General features: G+C 52.7%; 13 protein-coding genes. 8 read left to right on the top strand and 5 right to left on the bottom strand.

The annotated features are described in order from the left end of the window. The first annotated feature begins 294 nt into the window (after positions 1-294). From IVG45_RS20695 to IVG45_RS20715, 5 genes are read left to right on the top strand one after another with little or no spacing between them, the layout of a single operon-like run. On the top strand, positions 295-567 hold the full coding sequence (locus IVG45_RS20695) for a hypothetical protein (protein ID WP_196435639.1): 273 nt from the start codon (positions 295-297) through the stop codon (positions 565-567). Then, on the top strand, positions 564-3149 hold the full coding sequence (locus IVG45_RS20700; RefSeq protein ID WP_196435640.1) for a PhnD/SsuA/transferrin family substrate-binding protein: 2586 nt from the start codon (positions 564-566) through the stop codon (positions 3147-3149). Before IVG45_RS20695 ends, IVG45_RS20700 begins: the two co-directional genes overlap by 4 nt. Next, positions 3146-5302 carry a CHASE domain-containing sensor histidine kinase gene (locus IVG45_RS20705; protein WP_230874673.1) on the top strand — a complete coding sequence of 719 codons (2157 nt, stop codon included), beginning with the start codon at positions 3146-3148 and terminating at the stop codon, positions 5300-5302. The genes IVG45_RS20700 and IVG45_RS20705 overlap by 4 nt, the downstream gene beginning before the upstream one ends. Continuing rightward, positions 5292-5741, top strand: coding sequence for a response regulator (locus IVG45_RS20710; RefSeq protein WP_196435641.1), 450 nt, complete (start codon positions 5292-5294; stop codon positions 5739-5741). The genes IVG45_RS20705 and IVG45_RS20710 overlap by 11 nt, the downstream gene beginning before the upstream one ends. Further along, on the top strand, positions 5738-7423 hold the full coding sequence (locus IVG45_RS20715; RefSeq protein ID WP_196435642.1) for a diguanylate cyclase: 1686 nt from the start codon (positions 5738-5740) through the stop codon (positions 7421-7423). Before IVG45_RS20710 ends, IVG45_RS20715 begins: the two co-directional genes overlap by 4 nt. 33 nt (positions 7424-7456) lie before the next feature. On the opposite strand, the gene corA is transcribed toward IVG45_RS20715, so the two are convergent. Next, positions 7457-8422, bottom strand: a complete 966-nt coding sequence (corA, locus tag IVG45_RS20720) for a magnesium/cobalt transporter CorA (protein ID WP_442923361.1) — start codon at positions 8420-8422, stop codon at positions 7457-7459. A 556-nt stretch (positions 8423-8978) separates the two neighbouring features. Then, positions 8979-9662: a hypothetical protein gene (locus IVG45_RS20725; RefSeq protein WP_196435644.1), complete on the bottom strand. Its 684-nt coding sequence runs from the start codon at positions 9660-9662 to the stop codon at positions 8979-8981. 1172 nt (positions 9663-10834) lie between these two features. Here IVG45_RS20725 and IVG45_RS20730 point away from each other — a divergent pair. Next, a complete protein-coding gene (locus IVG45_RS20730) occupies positions 10835-11812 on the top strand; it encodes a hypothetical protein (protein ID WP_196435645.1) in 978 nt (325 codons plus the stop codon). Positions 11813-11923: 111 nt separating this feature from the next. On the opposite strand, the gene IVG45_RS20735 is transcribed toward IVG45_RS20730, so the two are convergent. Genes IVG45_RS20735 through IVG45_RS20745 form a run of 3 tightly spaced genes read right to left on the bottom strand, consistent with a single transcriptional unit; the run spans position 11924 to position 16553 of the window. Further along, positions 11924-13423, bottom strand: a complete 1500-nt coding sequence (locus IVG45_RS20735; protein ID WP_230874674.1) for a phytoene desaturase family protein — start codon at positions 13421-13423, stop codon at positions 11924-11926. Further along, positions 13423-15009 carry an aldehyde dehydrogenase family protein gene (locus IVG45_RS20740; RefSeq protein ID WP_230874863.1) on the bottom strand — a complete coding sequence of 529 codons (1587 nt, stop codon included), beginning with the start codon at positions 15007-15009 and terminating at the stop codon, positions 13423-13425. The genes IVG45_RS20735 and IVG45_RS20740 overlap by 1 nt, the downstream gene beginning before the upstream one ends. A gap of 8 nt (positions 15010-15017) precedes the next feature. Next, positions 15018-16553, bottom strand: coding sequence for a phytoene desaturase family protein (locus IVG45_RS20745; protein WP_196435648.1), 1536 nt, complete (start codon positions 16551-16553; stop codon positions 15018-15020). A 241-nt stretch (positions 16554-16794) separates the two neighbouring features. Here IVG45_RS20745 and IVG45_RS20750 point away from each other — a divergent pair, with 241 nt between their 5' ends. Together IVG45_RS20750 and draG are read left to right on the top strand one after the other, a co-directional pair. Then, positions 16795-17601, top strand: a complete 807-nt coding sequence (locus IVG45_RS20750; RefSeq protein WP_196435649.1) for an NAD(+)--dinitrogen-reductase ADP-D-ribosyltransferase — start codon at positions 16795-16797, stop codon at positions 17599-17601. Next, positions 17601-18485 (top strand): ADP-ribosyl-[dinitrogen reductase] hydrolase, encoded by an 885-nt coding sequence (gene draG, locus IVG45_RS20755; RefSeq protein WP_196435650.1) that lies wholly within the window; start codon positions 17601-17603, stop codon positions 18483-18485. The genes IVG45_RS20750 and draG overlap by 1 nt, the downstream gene beginning before the upstream one ends. Positions 18486-18531: the final 46 nt, after the last annotated feature.

Consider the following 18531-nt stretch of genomic DNA (forward strand, 5'->3'; position numbering starts at 1 on the left):
AGCCTTCATGAAGGTACTATAAGGAAAAAGGTATGAGCAGCAAAGCTGCTGTAGCCATTTTCACTTAATCTGGTTCCTGGCGCCTGGATATTCCCAGCTAATGTGGTCCCGAAAATAGGATGTAATCGGTTTCTGTGGTTTATGTAATTGGGCCGCTATAGCTAACGCAATCAAAACAAAGTCGCGGTATGCGCCGCAATCATTATTCAACGGGGACGACAACATCCGCTGGAACCGCGCAAAAACCGGCCAAGGCCAAAGGCATCGCTTATAATTCGACATTTGCTATTTGAGATGAGCTCCGTGGTAGATGAAGCCTTAATTTCTCGTGTGTTGCTGGTGGAAGACGAACCGGCGGCGGCCAAACAGCATTTGCAGGCCAATCAATTGTATGCGGTTTTGTTGGATTTGCCCCTACCTGACTGTTTCGGATTGAATGTAGTCGAAGTTTGTCGCCAGCATACCGTTCCCTTACCGATGACAGTGTTGGCCAAGGGTGCACAGGTTTGCCACGTCACGGGCCAATCCAGCACGGCCGATTTCGGCGACAATATCAGGATGTCATGAAGCCTAGATTACTCGCAGCCATGCTGGCACTGCTATTTTTTTCCGGCATTGCTGTGGCCGCAGAAACGGTCAGGATAGGCGTGCTGGCGTTCCGCCCCAAGGATCAGACACAGAGGCAATGGCAGCCATTGGCCGACGGGTTGAAGCGCAAATTGCCGGATCATGAATTTGTGATCCAAGCGCTTAATTATCATGAACTCAGACGGGCAGTAACTAATAACCAGTTGGACTTGGTTTTCACCAATCCGGCCTATTATATTTTTCTGAAATACCGGCATGGTTTATCCGCGCCATTGGCCACACTAGTCAATTATCAATCCGGCAAACCGATTTCCGGTTTCGGCGGGGTGATTTTTACCAAGGCCGATCGTGCCGGCTTGAACCGTTTGGCTGATATTCGCGGTAAGACCATTGCGGTTACCGAGAGGGGGTCGTTCGGCGGCTACCAAATGCAGGCTTATGAATTGGTGCGGCATGGCGTGAACATCAGCCAGGAAGCCAAGCTGTTGATCACCGACATGCCGCACGACAAAGTGGTTCGCGCCGTTTTGGATGGCCGCGCCGATGTCGGTTTCGTCCGTTCCGGCGTGCTGGAAGCCATGGCGCAGGAAGGCAATATCAATTTGGCGGATTTCAAGATACTGAATGAACAACGCCAACCCGGGTATTCGACTTTGTTATCCACCCGTGTGTATCCGGAATGGCCCATCGCCGCGATGCCCCATGTCGATATTGGCTTGGCCGGCAAGATAACCGCCGCGTTGCTGACGCTGGAGGATGATCCGTCACTGACGGCCGCCATCAAGATTCAGGGCTTCGTGATTCCGGCCGACTACGCGCCGGTGGAAGAAGTGTTGCGCAGCCTGCGAGTTTCACCGTTTGATGCGTTGCCTGAAATCACCATTGCCGATTTATGGCAGCTGTACCGCTGGCAAATTATGGGCGCTTGCGGGGCCGCGCTGGTGATTGTTTTTCTGGGCGTGCGCTTGCTGCGGGTCAATCGCCAACTCACGGTCAAGCAGCAATTAATCAAGGATCAATCTCAACGTATCAAGGCCAGCGAACAACTGTGGAAATTTGCCTTGGAAGGCGCCGGCGATGGGGTTTGGGATTGGCAAATCGAGACCGGTAAAACCTATTTCTCCCCGCGCTGGGTTGAGATGCTGGGCTATCAACCGCATCAGTTCGCCAACGACTATGATACCTGGTTCGCCCACATCCATGCCGATGATGTCGATATGGTGTTGGCGACCTTGCGCGAATATCTGAATGGCAAGACCGCGTTGTATCAGGTCGAATTTCGAATGCGCTGCAATGACGGCGAGTATAAATGGATACTGGCGCGCGGCATGGTGGTGGAACGCGCGGCGGACGGCAAGCCGTTACGCATGATAGGTACCCATAGCGATATCAACGAGCGCAAACAGTTTCAAATTACGCTGCAGAGCAGTTTCGACCTGTTGCACAATCTGGCTCGGCAGATTCCCGGCTTTATTTATCAATACCAACTGTACCCCGATGGACGCAGCTGTTTTCCGTTTGCCAGCGCGGGCATAGAGCAGATTTACGAAGTGAGTGCGGAGCAAGTGCGCGAGGATGCCACGCCGGTCTTTGCGGTGTTGCACCCGGACGACGTCGATGGGGTTTGGGCTTCGATTCAGGCCTCGGCGCAAAACTTGCGGCCATGGCATCACGAATATCGGGTCATCCTGCCTAAAAGCGGCTTGCGTTGGTTGTTGGGCAACGCGCGGGCGGAACGGCTGGCGGACGGTAGCGTGCTTTGGTACGGCTATGTGTCCGACGTGACCAACCGCAAGGACGACGAACTGCGTTTGCAACGGCAAACCGAAGCCCTGCAACGGTCCAATGCCGATCTGGAACAGTTCGCCTACAGCGTATCGCACGACATGCGCCAGCCGCTACGAACCATTGCCGGCCATTTGCAATTATTGGAGCGGGGCTTGAAAGACAGCATGGACCAGGAAAATCTCGATAATTTGAATTTTGCACTGGATGGCGCCAAGCGCATGGACGCGATGATAGTGTCGTTATTGGAATATTCGCGCGTCGGCCGCAAGACCGAGCCGAAGGCGGCGATTCCCAGCCGGGAGGCGCTGGACGAGGCCTTGTTTTTCCTGGGACCGGTGATCAAACAAAGCGGCGCGGCGGTCACGCCGCATGGCGAGTGGCCGCAAATTTTCGCCAGTCGCGACGAATTGACCCGCTTGTTCCAGAATCTGATCGGCAATGCACTGAAGTACCAGGCTGTGGGGAGCACGGCGAGGATCAGGGTCAACTCTGAAATTAATAACGGTCTCGAGTGGCGGGTTGCCATCGAAGACAACGGCATAGGCATAGCCGCCGGGCAAAGCCAAAGATTGTTTCAGTTTTTCAGCCGGCTGCAAGCGCGTAGCCGGTACGAAGGGACCGGCATGGGACTGGCATTGTGCCGGCGTATCGTCGAGCACCATGGTGGGCGCATTTGGGTTGAATCGGCGGGCGAGGGTCAGGGTTCGACCTTTATCTTTGTCATTCCGCTCGAACAAACAGCGGTGGCGGACTCGGCGAGCGGCAGCCCATGACTATCGCTACTTCAGCTAAAGGTCGGAACCGCTCGGCGTATTCGCACGGGTTGACCTTTTTGGTGTTGTTCATCACCCTGGCCGCCACGGTGGCTTCATGGCATTCGGCCCAGCGTGATTTGCAGCGCGAAACCCGGACTTATTTCGATTTCAGGGTACGGCAGCTGTTGGAAAACATGCAGGAACGGTTGGCGGCTTATCAGCAGATGTTATATGGCACACGCGGCCTGTTTGATGCCTCGGATACGGTCAGCCGCGGCGAGTTTCGCGATTATGTCGCCGCTTTGCGTCTGGAACGGCATTATCCGGGCATACAGGGCGTCGGTTTTTCGTTGCTGATTCCGGCGGCCGACAAAGCAAAACATCTGGCCACGATCCACAAACAGGGTTTTGCCGATTACAACCTTCACCCCGACGGCGAGCGCGAGATTTATACCTCGATTATCTATCTGGAACCGTTCGAGGGCAGCAATTTGCGTGCTTTCGGCTACGACATGTTTACCGAACCGGTGCGCAACCGCGCCATGGCATATGCCCGCGATTATAACGGCATAGGCATGAGCGGCAAGGTGACGTTAGTTCAGGAAAGCGATAGGGATGTGCAGGCCGGTTTTTTGCTTTATTTGCCGGTCTATAAAACCGGTCTACCTCACGACAGCGAACAACAACGGCGCGAAAACCTGCTGGGCTGGGTCTACTCGCCGTTTCGGATCAATGATTTCATAGCGGGCGTGGGCGGCGAGCGTTCCGGCGATTTGGCCCTGGCAATTTACGATGGCGATGGCATCGGCGAACAAAGCCTGATGTACGGCCAGCCGGTTTCAGAGCCTGAAAGTCAATGGCTGAATACTATTCAACGCCTTGACATCGGCGGCCATGGTTGGACATTGGTGGTGCGTGCCGGCAGTGATTTTCAGTCAAGGTTGCCGCATGATAAACCCCGGTTAGTGGCGGGGATCGGCTTGTTGATGAGTTTGCTGTTGACCGTGTTGACCTGGCAGTTGGTCAACGGCCGCGGCCGTGCCTTGCTGTTGGCCAGGCAAATGACTGAGGAATTGCGCGACAGCGAAAGCCGCTTTCGATTGATGGCCGATTCGGCGCCGGTATTGATCTGGGTGTCAGGTACCGATAAGCTGTGCTTTTGGTTCAACAAGGTTTGGCTGGATTTCACTGGCCGTACTCTGGATCAGGAATTCGGCAATGGCTGGGCCGAAGGCGTGCATCCGGATGATTTGCAGCATTGCCTGGATATTTATATCGGCCATTTCGATAACCGGCAGCCGTTTAGCATGGAGTACCGGCTGAAGCGGCATGATGGCGAATACCGCTGGTTGTTGGATAACGGTATTCCGCGTTTCGACCATGAAGGCCATTTTGCCGGTTATATCGGTTCCTGTATCGACATCACCGAGCGCAAATTCATGCAAAGCGCCCTGGAGGCGCGCAACGCCGATCTGACGCGGTTCGCCGAAGTGTCCGCCCATCATTTGATGGAGCCGACCCGGCGGTTTGCCAGCTATACCCAACGCTTGAAAAAGCGTTTGTCCGCTTATCCGGACGCCGCCGGGGACGAGGAAGTTCTTATCGATCTGTCCACGTTGGAAGGCGATGCACTGTTGTTGCGCAGCTTGATTCTCGATATTCAACGCTATCTGTCAGCCGCCGAGCCGCGTGGCGAAGTGCGATTATTGGACAGCCGGGCCATTATGGCGGAAATAAGTAGAAAAATGGCGGCCAAACTTCAGGCGCTAGGCGCTACGCTGACTGTCGAGGAATTACCGCCGGTAATGCTGGACCGTCCCCGCTTGGCCGACCTGTTCAGCCTGATTTTGGATAATACTCTTCGGCATGGGGTGCCGGCCGAGAGCCGAAATCCTCTGCATATCATTCTCGGCGGCCAACGCGAAGGACATGTCAGCCGCTTTTTTATCAGCGATAATGGCCCGGGTATTCCTGCTAAGTACCAGACGCGGGTGTTCGAGATTTTCGAGCGGCTGGGGCCGCGCACGGCCGATAGCGGCACCGGTATCGGTTTGGCGATTGCCAGGCGTATCGTCGAAAGCCGCCATGGCAGGATAGGCTTTAAACATTTACCGCGGGGCGGCACCTGTGTCGTGTTCGAACTGCCCGATGGAGAACAACGTGATACATGACAATACTCCCCCATTTGACATTTTGTTGGTGGAGGATGAGCTTTCGGATGCGCATCTGATCAAGATGGCGATTCGAGAAAACAAGGTCTGGTGCCGGTTGCACCATGCTATCGATGGAGTCGAGGCCCTGGCGTTTTTGCGGCGGGAAGGCGAGCAATATAAGCAGGTACCGCGTCCTGACTTGATTCTGCTGGACCTCAACATGCCGCGCATGAACGGTCGCGAGTTTTTGGCCGCCATCAAGGCCGATGACGCGCTGGCAACGATACCGGTGGTGGTGTTGACGACTTCGGAAGTCGAACGCGACATCGTTGCCTCTTATAAGCTGGGCGCCGCCAGCTATATCACCAAACCGGTCGACATCGAGCAATTCATCGATGCGATCCGACAACTGGACAGCTATTGGTTTACCTTGACCCGGCTGCCGAAAAAAGAATGACTATGAAAAGTGACGTGCCTTGCCGGATTTTGTTGGTGGAGGACGATCCCGCCGATGCGAACCTGGTCAGGCTGGCGCTAAGAGCGTCGTCCCGTGTTTTCCCGATAGAGCTGGATTGGGTCGGTAGTCTTGCCGAAGCCAGGCAGCATTGCCAACAGCGTTTGCCTGATTTAATGCTGCTGGATTTGTCTCTACCCGATTCTCAAGGGCTGGAAAGCTTACACAGCCTGAGGCAATGGCTGGTTGCCTTGCCTATCATCGTGCTGACCGGTTACGACGATAACGAATTCGCATTGCAAGCGTTGGCGCAGGGAGCTCAGGATTATCTGGTCAAGGGCCGGTTTGACGATGACGGTTTGGTGCGGACGATTCGCTATGCGCTGAGTCGAGCAGCCTTGGAGGCGCGGCTGCATGATTCGGAAATGCGGATGGCATTGGCCCTGGACGGCGCCAAGCTCGGGCTTTGGGATATGCATGTTGCCAGTGGCCGGATGGTCTTCAATGTCTATTGGGCTCAAATGCTGGGTTACGAACCATCGGAGTTAGCGCCAGAATTGTCGACTTGGGAGGGACTGGTGCACCCTGACGATAGTGCGAGAGTCAAGGCTGCGCTGGAACCTCACTTGCAGGGAAAAACCGCCCAGTACGAAAGCGAGTACCGGCTGCGGCATAAGGACGGGCATTGGGTCTGGATTTACAGTACCGGCCGGGTCATGGAACGAGATAGCGAAGGACGCGCCATACGGGCCGTGGGGATTCACCAGGACATCAGCCATCGCAAGCAGGCCGAAGCCCGCGACAGGTTGCTGGTGACCGCGCTCGAGGCTGTGAGTCTGGGCGTGATCCTGACTGACACCGAGGCGCGAATCGAATGGGCCAATCCGGCCTTTGCCACGTTAACCGGCTATACGCTTGAGGAAACGGAAGGGCAAAGGCCGGCTGAGTTGATCAAGTCCGGTTGCCAGGATTCGGCTTTTTATGAGGCCATGTGGAAAGGCATACGTAGCGGTAAGTCCTGGCATGGCGAGTTGATCAACCGGCGCAAAAATGGCGAGCTGTATCATGAGGAGCTGACCATTGCGCCGGTGCCGGATGAAAACGGCATCATTCAACATTTCGTTGGGGTCAAGCAGGATATTAGCGAACGCAAACGCATGGAAGCCGAACTGCTGGAGATGGCAACCACCGATCCCTTGACCGGACTATACAATCGCCGTTATTTCATGACCCGGCTGGAGGAAGAGTTATCGCGCATGCAGCGCTACGATAGCCATCAGGCCTCGGTGTTGATGCTCGATCTGGATCATTTCAAGCTGATCAACGACCAATACGGTCATGCGATTGGCGACGAGTTGCTCAAACATTTTGCCGGATTGATGCGGCAGGAAGTGCGAAAAATTGACCGAATCGGCCGGATGGGCGGGGAGGAGTTTGCCATATTGATGGCGGATACCGACCTGACCGCCGCCCGTTCCTTTGCCGAACGTTTACGTCAATGCCTAGAACAGGCGCCACTGCAAACCGGCGGGCAACGTATCGGAATAACCGTCAGCATAGGCGTCGCCGCGCTCAATATCGGCGATGTTGATCCCGATGGCGTGCTGATTCGCGCCGATCAGGCCCTGTATCGCAGCAAGGCTTGCGGGCGAAATCAGGTGCGGGTATTCAGTGCCGGCCTATAGTCTTATGGCCAACCGGAATCCCTCGTTCAACTTCTACAACCAGCCCGCCCGCCTCAGTCGCCAATACAGCAACAAACTACCTATCAACACGCCGATTACGACTAGAGGATAGCTGTATTCCCAATCCAATTCCGGCATATGTCTGAAGTTCATGCCGTAGAGGCTGAACAACATGGTGGGAATCGCCAGGATCGCGCCCCAGCCGGCCAAGCGTTTGACCACTTCGTTTTGTCTGACGGTTTCGAAGGTCAGATGTACCTGCATCGCGGCGATCAACATTTCGCGCATGCCGTCGATCGCCCGATCGATGCGGGTGATGTGGTCGGCAATGTCCCGAAAATACAGGCGTACATCCATCGGGATGTTGATCTCATTCGAGTGCATCAATACGTTGCAAATATCGGTTACCGGCATAATGACGCCCTGCATTTGAATCAATTCGCGTTTCAATTCGTACAGGCCTTCCATGGTTTGCCGGCTGGGGTGATGGGTGAAGATGGCCGATTCCAACGCATCAAAACGCAACTGCAAGCCATCCAGTATCGGCATGTAGTTATCGACGATGAAGTCCATGATGGCATACAGTGCAAAGCCGGGCCCTTTGGCCATTTGATGCGGCAAGGCTTCACAGCGCGCCCGCACCTTGCTGTGGCTTAACGAGGCACCGTGGCGGACCGTCACCAGAAAATGATTACCGACGAAAAAATGGGTTTCGCCAAATTCAATACCTTCATTAACCAAGATGGCGGTATGCAAGACGATAAACAGCGAATCACCATATTCCTCGATTTTTGGCCGTTGATGGGCGGAGTGGGCATCTTCCACCGCCAGTTCATGCAATCCGAAGACGTCTTGTATTTTGGCCAGCAATTGCGGGTTTGGTTCACGTAAACCCAGCCAGATAAAACTATCTGGCTGCTTGATGGCATCGCTGATGTGTTCAATGTCGACGTCGCCCGCGCTGATTCCGTGTTGATAAGCCACGCCTTTCATGATCATGTTGTTATCGCTAGTGCTTGGCAAGAGTTAGCTCCTGAGTTTTGGGGTTGTTCCGGCCGAGAAAGCTTAGGTTAGAACAAATGAAGCTGTCAGTATGGAGAAGGATGAGTGGCAAAGTCAAAAACCGTGCGGTATTTGATGTGTTGTTGGCTAGAGGTTTTTAGAACCGCAAGGCGGGCGGCAATCTTGGGGACGGGGTGGTTTGAGGATGATGAGGTTCAATCCTTGCGGTAATGAACGTGATTTTATGTGGTTATCGCGACGGATAGCGTAGGAATTGGCTCTTGCGTCGGAGGGCAGGTATCTTCGACAACCGGTCATGGTTTTCACCCTTTCGGCCAACCGTAAGCTGTTCAAATTCATTCCCGGCGAATTTGTGCTTGGTCAAAGAGAAAGTATCTAAAGAAGGTCACTCGAATGCCCGCAAAGTACTGGCGGTTTTGTGGTGGGGGACTGTAGGGTTTTCCTTTCCCTACAGGCCGGTGGTTATTTTTCAATCGTCCCTAAAGCTAGGCCAATCCCGAGCCAAACTCCCGGGTAATGATTTCTTTATGTTCTAGCAAGAAATCTCTGTGCCTAGACGATTTCTGCGCAGCAACGTGAATAAGCCAAAAGCGGAACCAATCAACCATCCAGCGCCAGGAACGGGTACGGTCGTAATAGCGCTTACTTGAATGGGGCTTGTGGTAGCAATCAGTGAGCCGGTTCCAAAGCCGAGAGAATTTGCCAGTCCAGCCGCGGAAAAGTAAACACTCTCATTACCTAACGGGTTAAATAATGAGCCAAAGCCGCTTAACTGTAAAGTGGTAAAGCCTAGTGTGTCGGCGTCAAAGGCAAAGTTTTCTAGTTTTGCAGTCAACAAGTCTCCACTTATATATACGCCTGGTAGATTTGCAAAGGGATAAGGTATTTCTCCTGAAATTGATAAAGTGCCTGTATTGGCTTTGTAAGAGCCGTCAGCCGAAAAAAGCGCCGTTAAAATAAATGTAGCGGGATGAGCGGCAGTAGATGTAACACTAGTAGAGCCGTTATTGAAGGTTATGGGCGAGTCGGCATTGGTTGCGGCGAATAAATAATTGTCACTACCGATGTTAAATAGGTTGATTTGCGCGTCGTTGGTGAAATTGGGGTTCCCGGAATCAGGGATGCCGGGTAAGCTAATCGTTGAGGCGTTGCTCAATGGCGAATAAGAAATCAGTAATGCCACTGCGCATGCTGCAAATTTTTTGAATATAATCATAATTACCACCTTAGTTAGTTGAACAAAAAGCTCCCTCTACCGGCAGGGTAGCCGTGCTTAAATTTTAATCATTTAAAATCAATATGATGATAATTTCTATTTCATGGTTTATTAATTAAATCCTAAAATGCGAAACGGCCGCATATTTAACCAGTTGATAGGCATATAGATTATAAGGATCAAGCTAACTTTAAGCATGAATGCCCTGCCTCTCCCGGATAAAACTATATATCAATTATCAACCTGCATGTAAGATAAGGTGACTTTTAATTCAATTTTAATTCAATTTTAATTCAATTTTAATTCGCGGTTTGTTTTTGTTGGTATTTAGTTTGCTAATCTTTATATTGTTGGCTGTTTTTGGTGTGGTTTTTAACTAAAATTAATTAATCAATATTGAATAACGTGTATTTATTTTGGATTGATGTTAATGTGGTCGGTTTGAATGTGCTAGACAAGATTAAGACAGTCGATTTCGACTTAAGCTGTCCATAAATTACTCAATCACTTCTGCAAGGGAATGGAAGTTATGCCATGCTGGTAGTCGAAAGGCGAGGCAGAAGGATATAACGAGCCCGGCGGCCTTGTAGGCGTGCTTTCTCGTAGCGTGTGTGGCGCGGGGTTCACCTTCGGCAAGCGCCAAATCGATGGGACACAAGGGCTTAGGCGCACTGGTTTAAGCGGTTCCTGTTTCAAGGTAATGGTCGAACACCGGCTACAAATGACAGTTGTCGACGCAAAGCGAAAGGCATGAAGCAGTTTCGGATTCATGAAGGCGCAAATTAACAGGAATAAAAAAGACGTAGTTTGCATTCTAGGTGTTCGGTTTGAAGCTATCGTATGTCATAAAAATTACTGTGAAAGTAAAAAACGGGAGGGTGCGGTTGCTTGTTGGACGGGCGTCGGCGGCAAGGATGCGGCTCGACGCCTCTCACGGCTCGTGTCCAGCAAGCAAGCGTGACCCTGGGACGCTCTCTTTCATGGACTAGGGTGATCTGAGTTTTCATGAGCGTTAGGCTGGGGAATACTCAATGGCCTTTTGACATCAAGGTTTTTCAAGCAATGTGCTGAATAAATTCGAAAATAATCCATTCAATATAGCCCAGTGGTCGCCTTCTCAAGGCAGGTTGGCCACCTTACTCCAGCAAATCGAGAAGCCTATGGGGAAAACCATGCGATCCAAACATCACACCACTTATGCCGCCATCCCTTTTCTAATCTTCGGTATGATTCTGATAACGGCATTTTTTCTGAAGTATTTTCAGCCAAGGCTCCCGGAGGTGTTACAGCACTGGGCGGAGCATCTGTCGATTGCGTTGATAGTTGCGGTGGTCATCGGTTTGACCTATGAATATACCTCGCATTTATTTCGCGAGGAGATACTGAAAAATCTGCTGCACGATAGCCAGGAGCAGGTCTACCAAGCCTTGCAAGCCTATAGCGTGCTGACGCCGGTTGAAGTATTCCGTTTATTGAAGGAGATAGCCAGCCAGATTAACCAGACGCCGACGCTGATGTATCCGGCGCGGCCGGAAAGCAACGAATACACGTTCACCGAAAGCATGGATTTTTTCGACACGTTGGTCAATATGCGGCCCAAGGAAATCGTCAATATTCTCGGTACCTGGATAGAACCCAAAAGCCACAAGAACCTGAAATATTTGGCCAGCGATTTCATCGGCAAATACCAATTGACCGAAATCGCCGAGGAACTACGCCGGCAAGCGGAACCGATATTACAGATGGGCAATCTGACGGAGGATGATAGAGGTTGGGTGTTGAATTACGTTTGGGCCTATTCGCGTTGCGAGAAGCCCATGTATAAAACTTTGGGAGATGTGATGCGCACCACTTCCGATCATGAAATCGAAAAGTGGATTTTGTTTCTGCCGGTGCAAATGCCGTCGCTTGAGCTTGCCAATATGGTCAACGATTATCTGGAGCGGGATACTTCCATCGCCGACGATAACTTGTTGTTGGTGATTCAAGCGGTTGCTTCCTTGCATCGCGCCGAAATGACCAATGGTGTAGCCTTGCTGAAGAAATTTCCGAACCGTTTCGGCCCTCATCATCAGGACGATGTAGAACGGATTTGGCGGAATTACGCATTGGAGCCCGAGGAGTTGAAAGGCATTTTTTTGCAGGCGTGATTTTGGTCGAATTATCCTCAATCAACTCTCTTGGCATATTCCCTTTGCCTTCGCTCATCGTTGGCATGCATCAAAATCGTGCTGGTGTAGTGATAACCAAAATGAATGTAATCAAACAGCATTTAAGTCCGCCAAAATTTTATCCCCGACCAATTGTCCCGACAGCGTCACCATCGGCATGCCGCCGCCCGGATTGACACTGCCGCCGACAAAATACAAGTTCGAAAACCGGCTGCTACGTTGCGGCGCCTTGAAGCCGAGATTTTTAAACCGGTCCGCCACCACGCCGTAAATCGAACCCTGGTTGGAGTAATACTTGGCTTGAATGTCCAGCGGAGTCCAGTATTCCTCGGTGACGATGTGTTGCCTAAGATCGCTCAGCCCCATGCGTTCCAGCTTGATCAACACCCGCTCGCGCAGAGCCAGATAATCTTCCGGCGTCAGCGGTTTATCGGGATCGATGTGTGGGATGTGCGGCAGGATTTTGATGATCTCGCAACCTGCCGGTGCCTGTGCCGGGTCGGTTTTGCACGGGGCGACCAGATAAATGGTTGGGTCGTCGGACAAGCGGTGGTGTTTGAATACCGCATCGAAGTGTTGTCGCGGATGGTCCGAATAAAAGAAGTTGTGGTGCGCTAGTTGCGGGTAAATACGGTTCACGCCCAAATGCAAGACCAGGCCCGAGCAACTCGGTTCGAAACGCTGCATTTTTTTCAGTTCGGCGGCAGAACTGTGCAGCAGCTTGTCCATGGCCGGAATCACTTCCATGTTCGACACTACGATGTCGGCCGCCAATACCTCGCCATTCCGCAATACAACAGCGCTGGCGCGCGAAGCTTGGGTTTGAATTTCCACGACTTCGGCGTCCACGCGGATTTTTACGCCCAATTCCAAGGCCAGTTTTTCCATGGCCAGCGCCATGCCGTACATGCCGCCCTTGACGTACCATAGCCCATATTGGTATTGAATATACGGTAACAGATTCATCAGCGCCGGCGCGTCGTAAGGCGAGGAGCCGACGTATTTGATGAAGTAATTCAGGATGTCGACCAGCTTGGGATCGGAAATAAAGCGGCGTACGCCTTGGTCCATCGAACGGAATACATCAAAATTCAGGCTGCGCAGCGGGCCGTAAAATTTGATTAATTCCCAAAAGGTATCCAGGCCCTTGGCGAAATAGCCGGCTTCGGTTTCGCTGCCGAGTTTTCGCGAATACGCCATGAAGCGTTCAAATTCAGCTGCGGCATTGGCTCCCAGTTTGTCCAGTTCCCGGCGTTGCTTATCGGCGTTCTCGCACAGGTCGATCACCGTGCCGTCCTCGAAGAAGTTGCGCCAATGCGGCTCGACTTTTTCGATGCCGACATAATCGGCCATGTTTTTGCCGACCCGAGTAAACAAGGTCTCAAAGACATGCGGCATGGTCAGGATCGACGGCCCCAGATCGAAGGTAAAGCCGTCCTGGGTCAGGATGTTGAGCTTGCCGCCGACCTTGTCGTTTTTTTCCAGCAGTTCGACCTGAAAGCCTTCGGCAGCCAGCGAAATGGCGGCCGACAGTCCGCCCAGACCCGCGCCGATCACGACGACTGTTTGGTTGTTATTATTTTGCTTCATCAGTAATCCCGTTTCCATGACAACAATATTTTTAAGTTTTGCCAGCGTTGAGTTAGATCGAAAGCCGAATATTCCTTGAAGGCTTCCAGTGCCGGCCAGTTGCGTTTGATACGCTGAAACAGCGAGCCGCCGCCGTAGACAAAATCGATGAAACCCTTGAACTGTTTATAGCTAGTATCCGAATAAGGGAACCAATTCGGTTCCTTCGCCAGACTACTGCGGCTGGTTAAACCGGATACCGGATAAGTAAAGTTACGCAAGCCCTCGGCGCCGTGATAACGGCCGAAACCGCTTTTTTTGACACCGCCGAATGGCAGTCCTGCGTGACCAATGTTTTTTAGCACATCGTTAATCACCCAGTTACCGGTCTGCAATTGCGCGGCGATGCGTTCGGCCTTGGCTATGTCGCTGCTCCAGATGCTGGCGTTCAAGCCCAATTCGCTGTTGTTCGCTAGGCTTACCGCTTCGGTTTCATCGCTAAATCTCATCAGCGGCAGTAAGGGGCCGAAGGTTTCTTCGCGCATCACTCGCATGCCGTGATGAACATTCCATAACACCAGTGGGTTTACATAATTGCCATTGCGTTGCAACGGGCCGGAAGCTTGCGCGCCTTGGGCGATGGCGTCGTCGTAATGCGCTTGCACGATGTCGAACTGCTTTTGGCTCGTCATTGCCCCCAAATCGCCCCGCGAACCATGGCCGACTTGTAATTGTTTTAAGCCATCCAGCAGCATGGGTAAAAACTGGTCGAAGCAGTCATTTTGTACATACAGGCGTTCGATTGAGACGCAGGCCTGGCCGCTGTTACTGAAAGCGCCATATAAAGCCGCATCGCGGGCGCGGGTTAGTTGGGCGTCGGCAAACACCAACATCGGATCCTTGCCGCCTAGTTCCAGCATTACCGGGATAGGATGTTGCGCGGCGCGTTGCATCACGGCGCGGCCACTATTCAAGCCGCCGGTGAAAAATACCAGATCCGGGCCGGCGTCTATCAGTTTCTGGCCGACGCTGCCATCGCCCACTAGCCATTGCACCAGATTGGGCGGCAGCTCCAGACGCCGGCATAAATCGACGATCAATTGGCCGATCGGCAAGCTTAATTCGGATGGTTTCAAAATCACGGCATTGCCGGCATATAAAGCCGTCAGCAGTGGCGCCAGTGATAATTGAAACGGGTAATTCCACGGGGAAATCACTGCCACGACGCCGTAGGGTCTTCGCTCAATTTTGGCGGTGGCACCGGGAAAGGCGAATGGCGAAGTGGCTATGTCTTGCGTTCGCAAAATCGAGGTTGCGTGTTTCTCGTAATATGTTGCCAAATCCAAGATTGGGTAAATCTCGCCCAGCAAGGCTTCGGTCCGCACCTTGCCGGTGGTTTGGACGATGATGTCGCAAAGGTTGTCCAATTCCGACAGCAGCAGCGGCAGCAATTTAGCAAGGATTTTTACCCGGGATTCGGTCGGGACACGCGCCCAATTGTCGGCGGCGGTTCGGGCGGCCAGCATCTGCCGATGAATCGTGTCGCTGGTACTCACCACAAATTCGCCCAGCAGCCGGCCGTCGATAGGCGAAATGGCCCGCAGCATATTCACGCTCAAGCCTTGGCTTTTTTCAGCCAGGCAGTCGGATTGATCTGTTTAAACGGCACCCGGTGTTTTTTGGAAATCAGATTGGATGAAATTCGCGCCGATTCGTAGATGGTCGGCAAGCCACTGCCGGGATGGGTGCCGCCGCCGACTAGGTAGCAATTGTCCAACTCTTCGAAGCGGTTATGCGGTCGCCAATACAGCATTTGGCTGAATTTATGCGACAGGCTGAAAGTGGCGCCCTTGTAAACATGTTCGTCGCTTTCCCAACTGCCGGGCGTAATGATTTTCTCGCATTCGATATGCTGGCGAATATCGGTCAAGCCCAGGCGGGTGCCCAGTGTATCCAAAACTTGTTCTCGGACCTCCTGGCAATGCGTTTGCCAGTCGATGCCGCTGTCGTTGTTGGGCATCGGTACCAGCACATATAGCGCCGATTTGCCGGCGGGCGCCAGGCTGGCGTCGCTTGCCGTCGCATTCTGCACGTAAAACGAAAAATCCTGGGTCAATGTCTTGTTGCGGAAGATGTTGCGGATATTGGTGGTGTAATCCTTGGCGAAGACGATGGTGTGGTGCGGCAAGTCGTAGACCGTGTCCAAGCCCAGATAGAGCATAAAGGTGGAGCAGGAATATTCGCGCTTCTCCAGCTTTTGCCGGTCGTATTTTTGTAAGGTGCCGGGTTCGACCAAGTGGGTCATCGCGTGGGCAAAATCGGCATTGATGATCACTTCGTCACCGCGTACGTGTTCGCCGTTTTGCAGTTTCACGCCTTTGACGCTGCCGTTTTCGACGATCAAGGATTCGATTTCGGCATTCAGGTGAATTTCGCCGCCGGATTCTTCAATCACTTTCGCCATCGCCGCCGCGATGCGGTTCAGGCCGCCGGCGACATGATAAATACCGTAATCGTGTTCCAGATAGGGCAGCATGGTAAACAGGGCAGGGCAGTCCCAGGGCGACATGCCCAAATATTTGGATTGAAAGCAAAACGCCAGCCGCATTTTTTCTTGATCGAAATATTGGCCCAGATTGTTGAACACGCTTTTCGGGAAGGCCAGCCAGGGCAGGGCTTTGATCAGGTCCAATGATAAAAATGAGGCCAGGTTGGAATAGTCGCGGGTGATGCAGGGATAGAGCCGATTGAAGCGGTTGCGCTCGTTGTCCATGAAACGGTCGTAGCCGCCGGTGCCTTCGTCGAACACCCGATTCAATTCGGCCCGCATGTTTTCCCGGTCTGAAAACACCGACAATTGGCGGTCGGCATAGACCAGACGATACATCGGGCTGAGCGGCATGAATTCGAGGTAGTCTTCGCTACTCCGTCCGCACAATTCGAACATTTCGTCCAGCACGCCTTTCATCAACAAAAAGGTAGGGCCGGTATCGAAGCTAAAGCCGTTCATCCGGATCGCCCGATTACGGCCACCGACATCGGGGTGTTTGTCGAAAACCGATACCTTGAAGCCACGATGGCTCAGTAACATTCCGGCGCATAACCCGCCAGGTCCGGCGCCGACGATGATGATGTGTTTTGAGCTAGCCATACTGTTGATGTTCCGGTAATTTGCCAAGGCATTGACTAAAAAATTCCTAATGTACCAGCAAAACCCGAAACCGCCATTTAATGTTTGATGCTCCGCCGAATTGATCGGATATCGATTGAAACATGTGGTCCGGCCATGCGGCCTAGCCAACTCTCATTTGTCGGAATGATCTGGCTAAATTAAGCAATTGATGTGAAGATTGAGCCATTCAAAATTGCCTTAAGTTTTATTCGATTCAAATATGCCCGATATTTCAGAATACGGCCACAGCAGCAACTTAATCGGTGTGGCGACGCCGTGCATTGTTCACCATATTTTTAATGAAAATCCCAAGCCGTTGCATATAGCCGGTACCCGCGAAGCGGCGCCAGGCCTGTTCGATCAATTGGCCGAACAGACCACGGTCGAAGCTTGCGGCCGGATATTTCAGGACTATATGTGCGTGGTGTTCGGTTTCGAAACCGAGCAAAGGCTGCGCGACGACCCCCAAGGCAGGCGCCGCTATCGCAACAGCTATCTGAAATTGATTCAAGATTGGGGGCTGGATTCGAATAACGCCCAGGGCGCGGTTTTGAAGGGCTGGGTGGAAAGCCGCTTCGGCCTGTTTCCCAATTATCATAAACAACAGATCACCAGTTTCCTGAGCCGGGACTGGGTTATTTATATCGAAGAAAAGATGAACAGCCGTTATCACAATAATTGCATCTATATGCAATTGGATCTGCTGTACGAATATTGCCAGTGGGTCATCGAACGCTTCCGAATTCCGGCGGCAACCCATAAAACCCTGTATCGGGGCGTCAATTCCCTGGATGATTGGGTGGTAAAGGAGCAGGATAAAACCCATAAAATCGTCCGATTCAACAGCATAGTTTCGTTTACCGATGACCGCTGCATCGCCAGCGAGTTCGGCTCCTATATTCTGGAAGTGGAAGTGCCCATGGTTAAGCTGATATTTTTTAACGATTTGTTGCCGCATCATGCCTTGCATGGCGAGTCGGAGTATTTGGTAATCGGCGGCGATTATCGGGTCAAGGTGCAACGGTAATGTCGAGAGAATCGGTTTCCAATAGGGCATTGGGCGCGTATCTGGGCTTTGCTTGCGGCGACGCGCTGGGAGCGACGGTCGAGTTTATGTCAGCGAAACAAATCCAAAAACGCTACGGCGAACATCGGGATATGGTGGGTGGCGGATGGTTGGCGCTGGATGCCGGGCAGGTTACCGACGACACCCAGATGTCGCTGGCGCTGGGGCAAGCCATCATCGATCATCAGGGTTGGAATCTCCGGGCGGTGGCCGATAATTTTCTGGCCTGGCTGGACAGCGAGCCGCCGGATGTCGGCAATACCTGCCGGCGCGGAATTCTGCGCTATCGCGATAGCGGTTTGTTGTGCGGTTCACCGAGCGAGGATGAGGCCGGCAACGGCGCCTGCATGCGTAACTTGCCGGTGGTGCTGGCGACTTTGAACCGGCCGGATCTATTTGAACTCTGGAGTCTTCAGCAAAGCCACATCACGCATCACCACCCGCTATCGGATGCCGCGACCTTGGCGCTGGGGCGAATGGTTAGTCTGTTAATTAACGGGCAAGGCCCGGATGCCTGCCTACTGGAAGCCGAGCGTTTAATCGCGGTGCACGCCGAATTCGCTTACAAGCCGTATCCGGAAAAAGCCTCGGGCTATATCGTCGACACCGTACAGACGGTGCTGCATTATTTTTTCAATAGCGACAGTTTCGAATCTTGCCTGATAGCCACCGTCAATCAAGGCGGCGATGCCGACACTACCGGCGCGCTGGCGGGAATGCTGGCGGGTGCAAGATACGGCGTCGAACAAATTCCGCCGCGCTGGCTGGAGCGGTTGGATGGCGTGGTTGTGGAACGGATACGGAGGCAAGTGGAGGAATTACTGCGGTTGGCGGAAATAAGTTAATGACAACATAAATCTAAGCCGCGGTTTCCGGGCGGCTTGGCTGTTG

Source organism: Methylomonas sp. LL1, from assembly GCF_015711015.1.
GTDB lineage: Bacteria > Pseudomonadota > Gammaproteobacteria > Methylococcales > Methylomonadaceae > Methylomonas.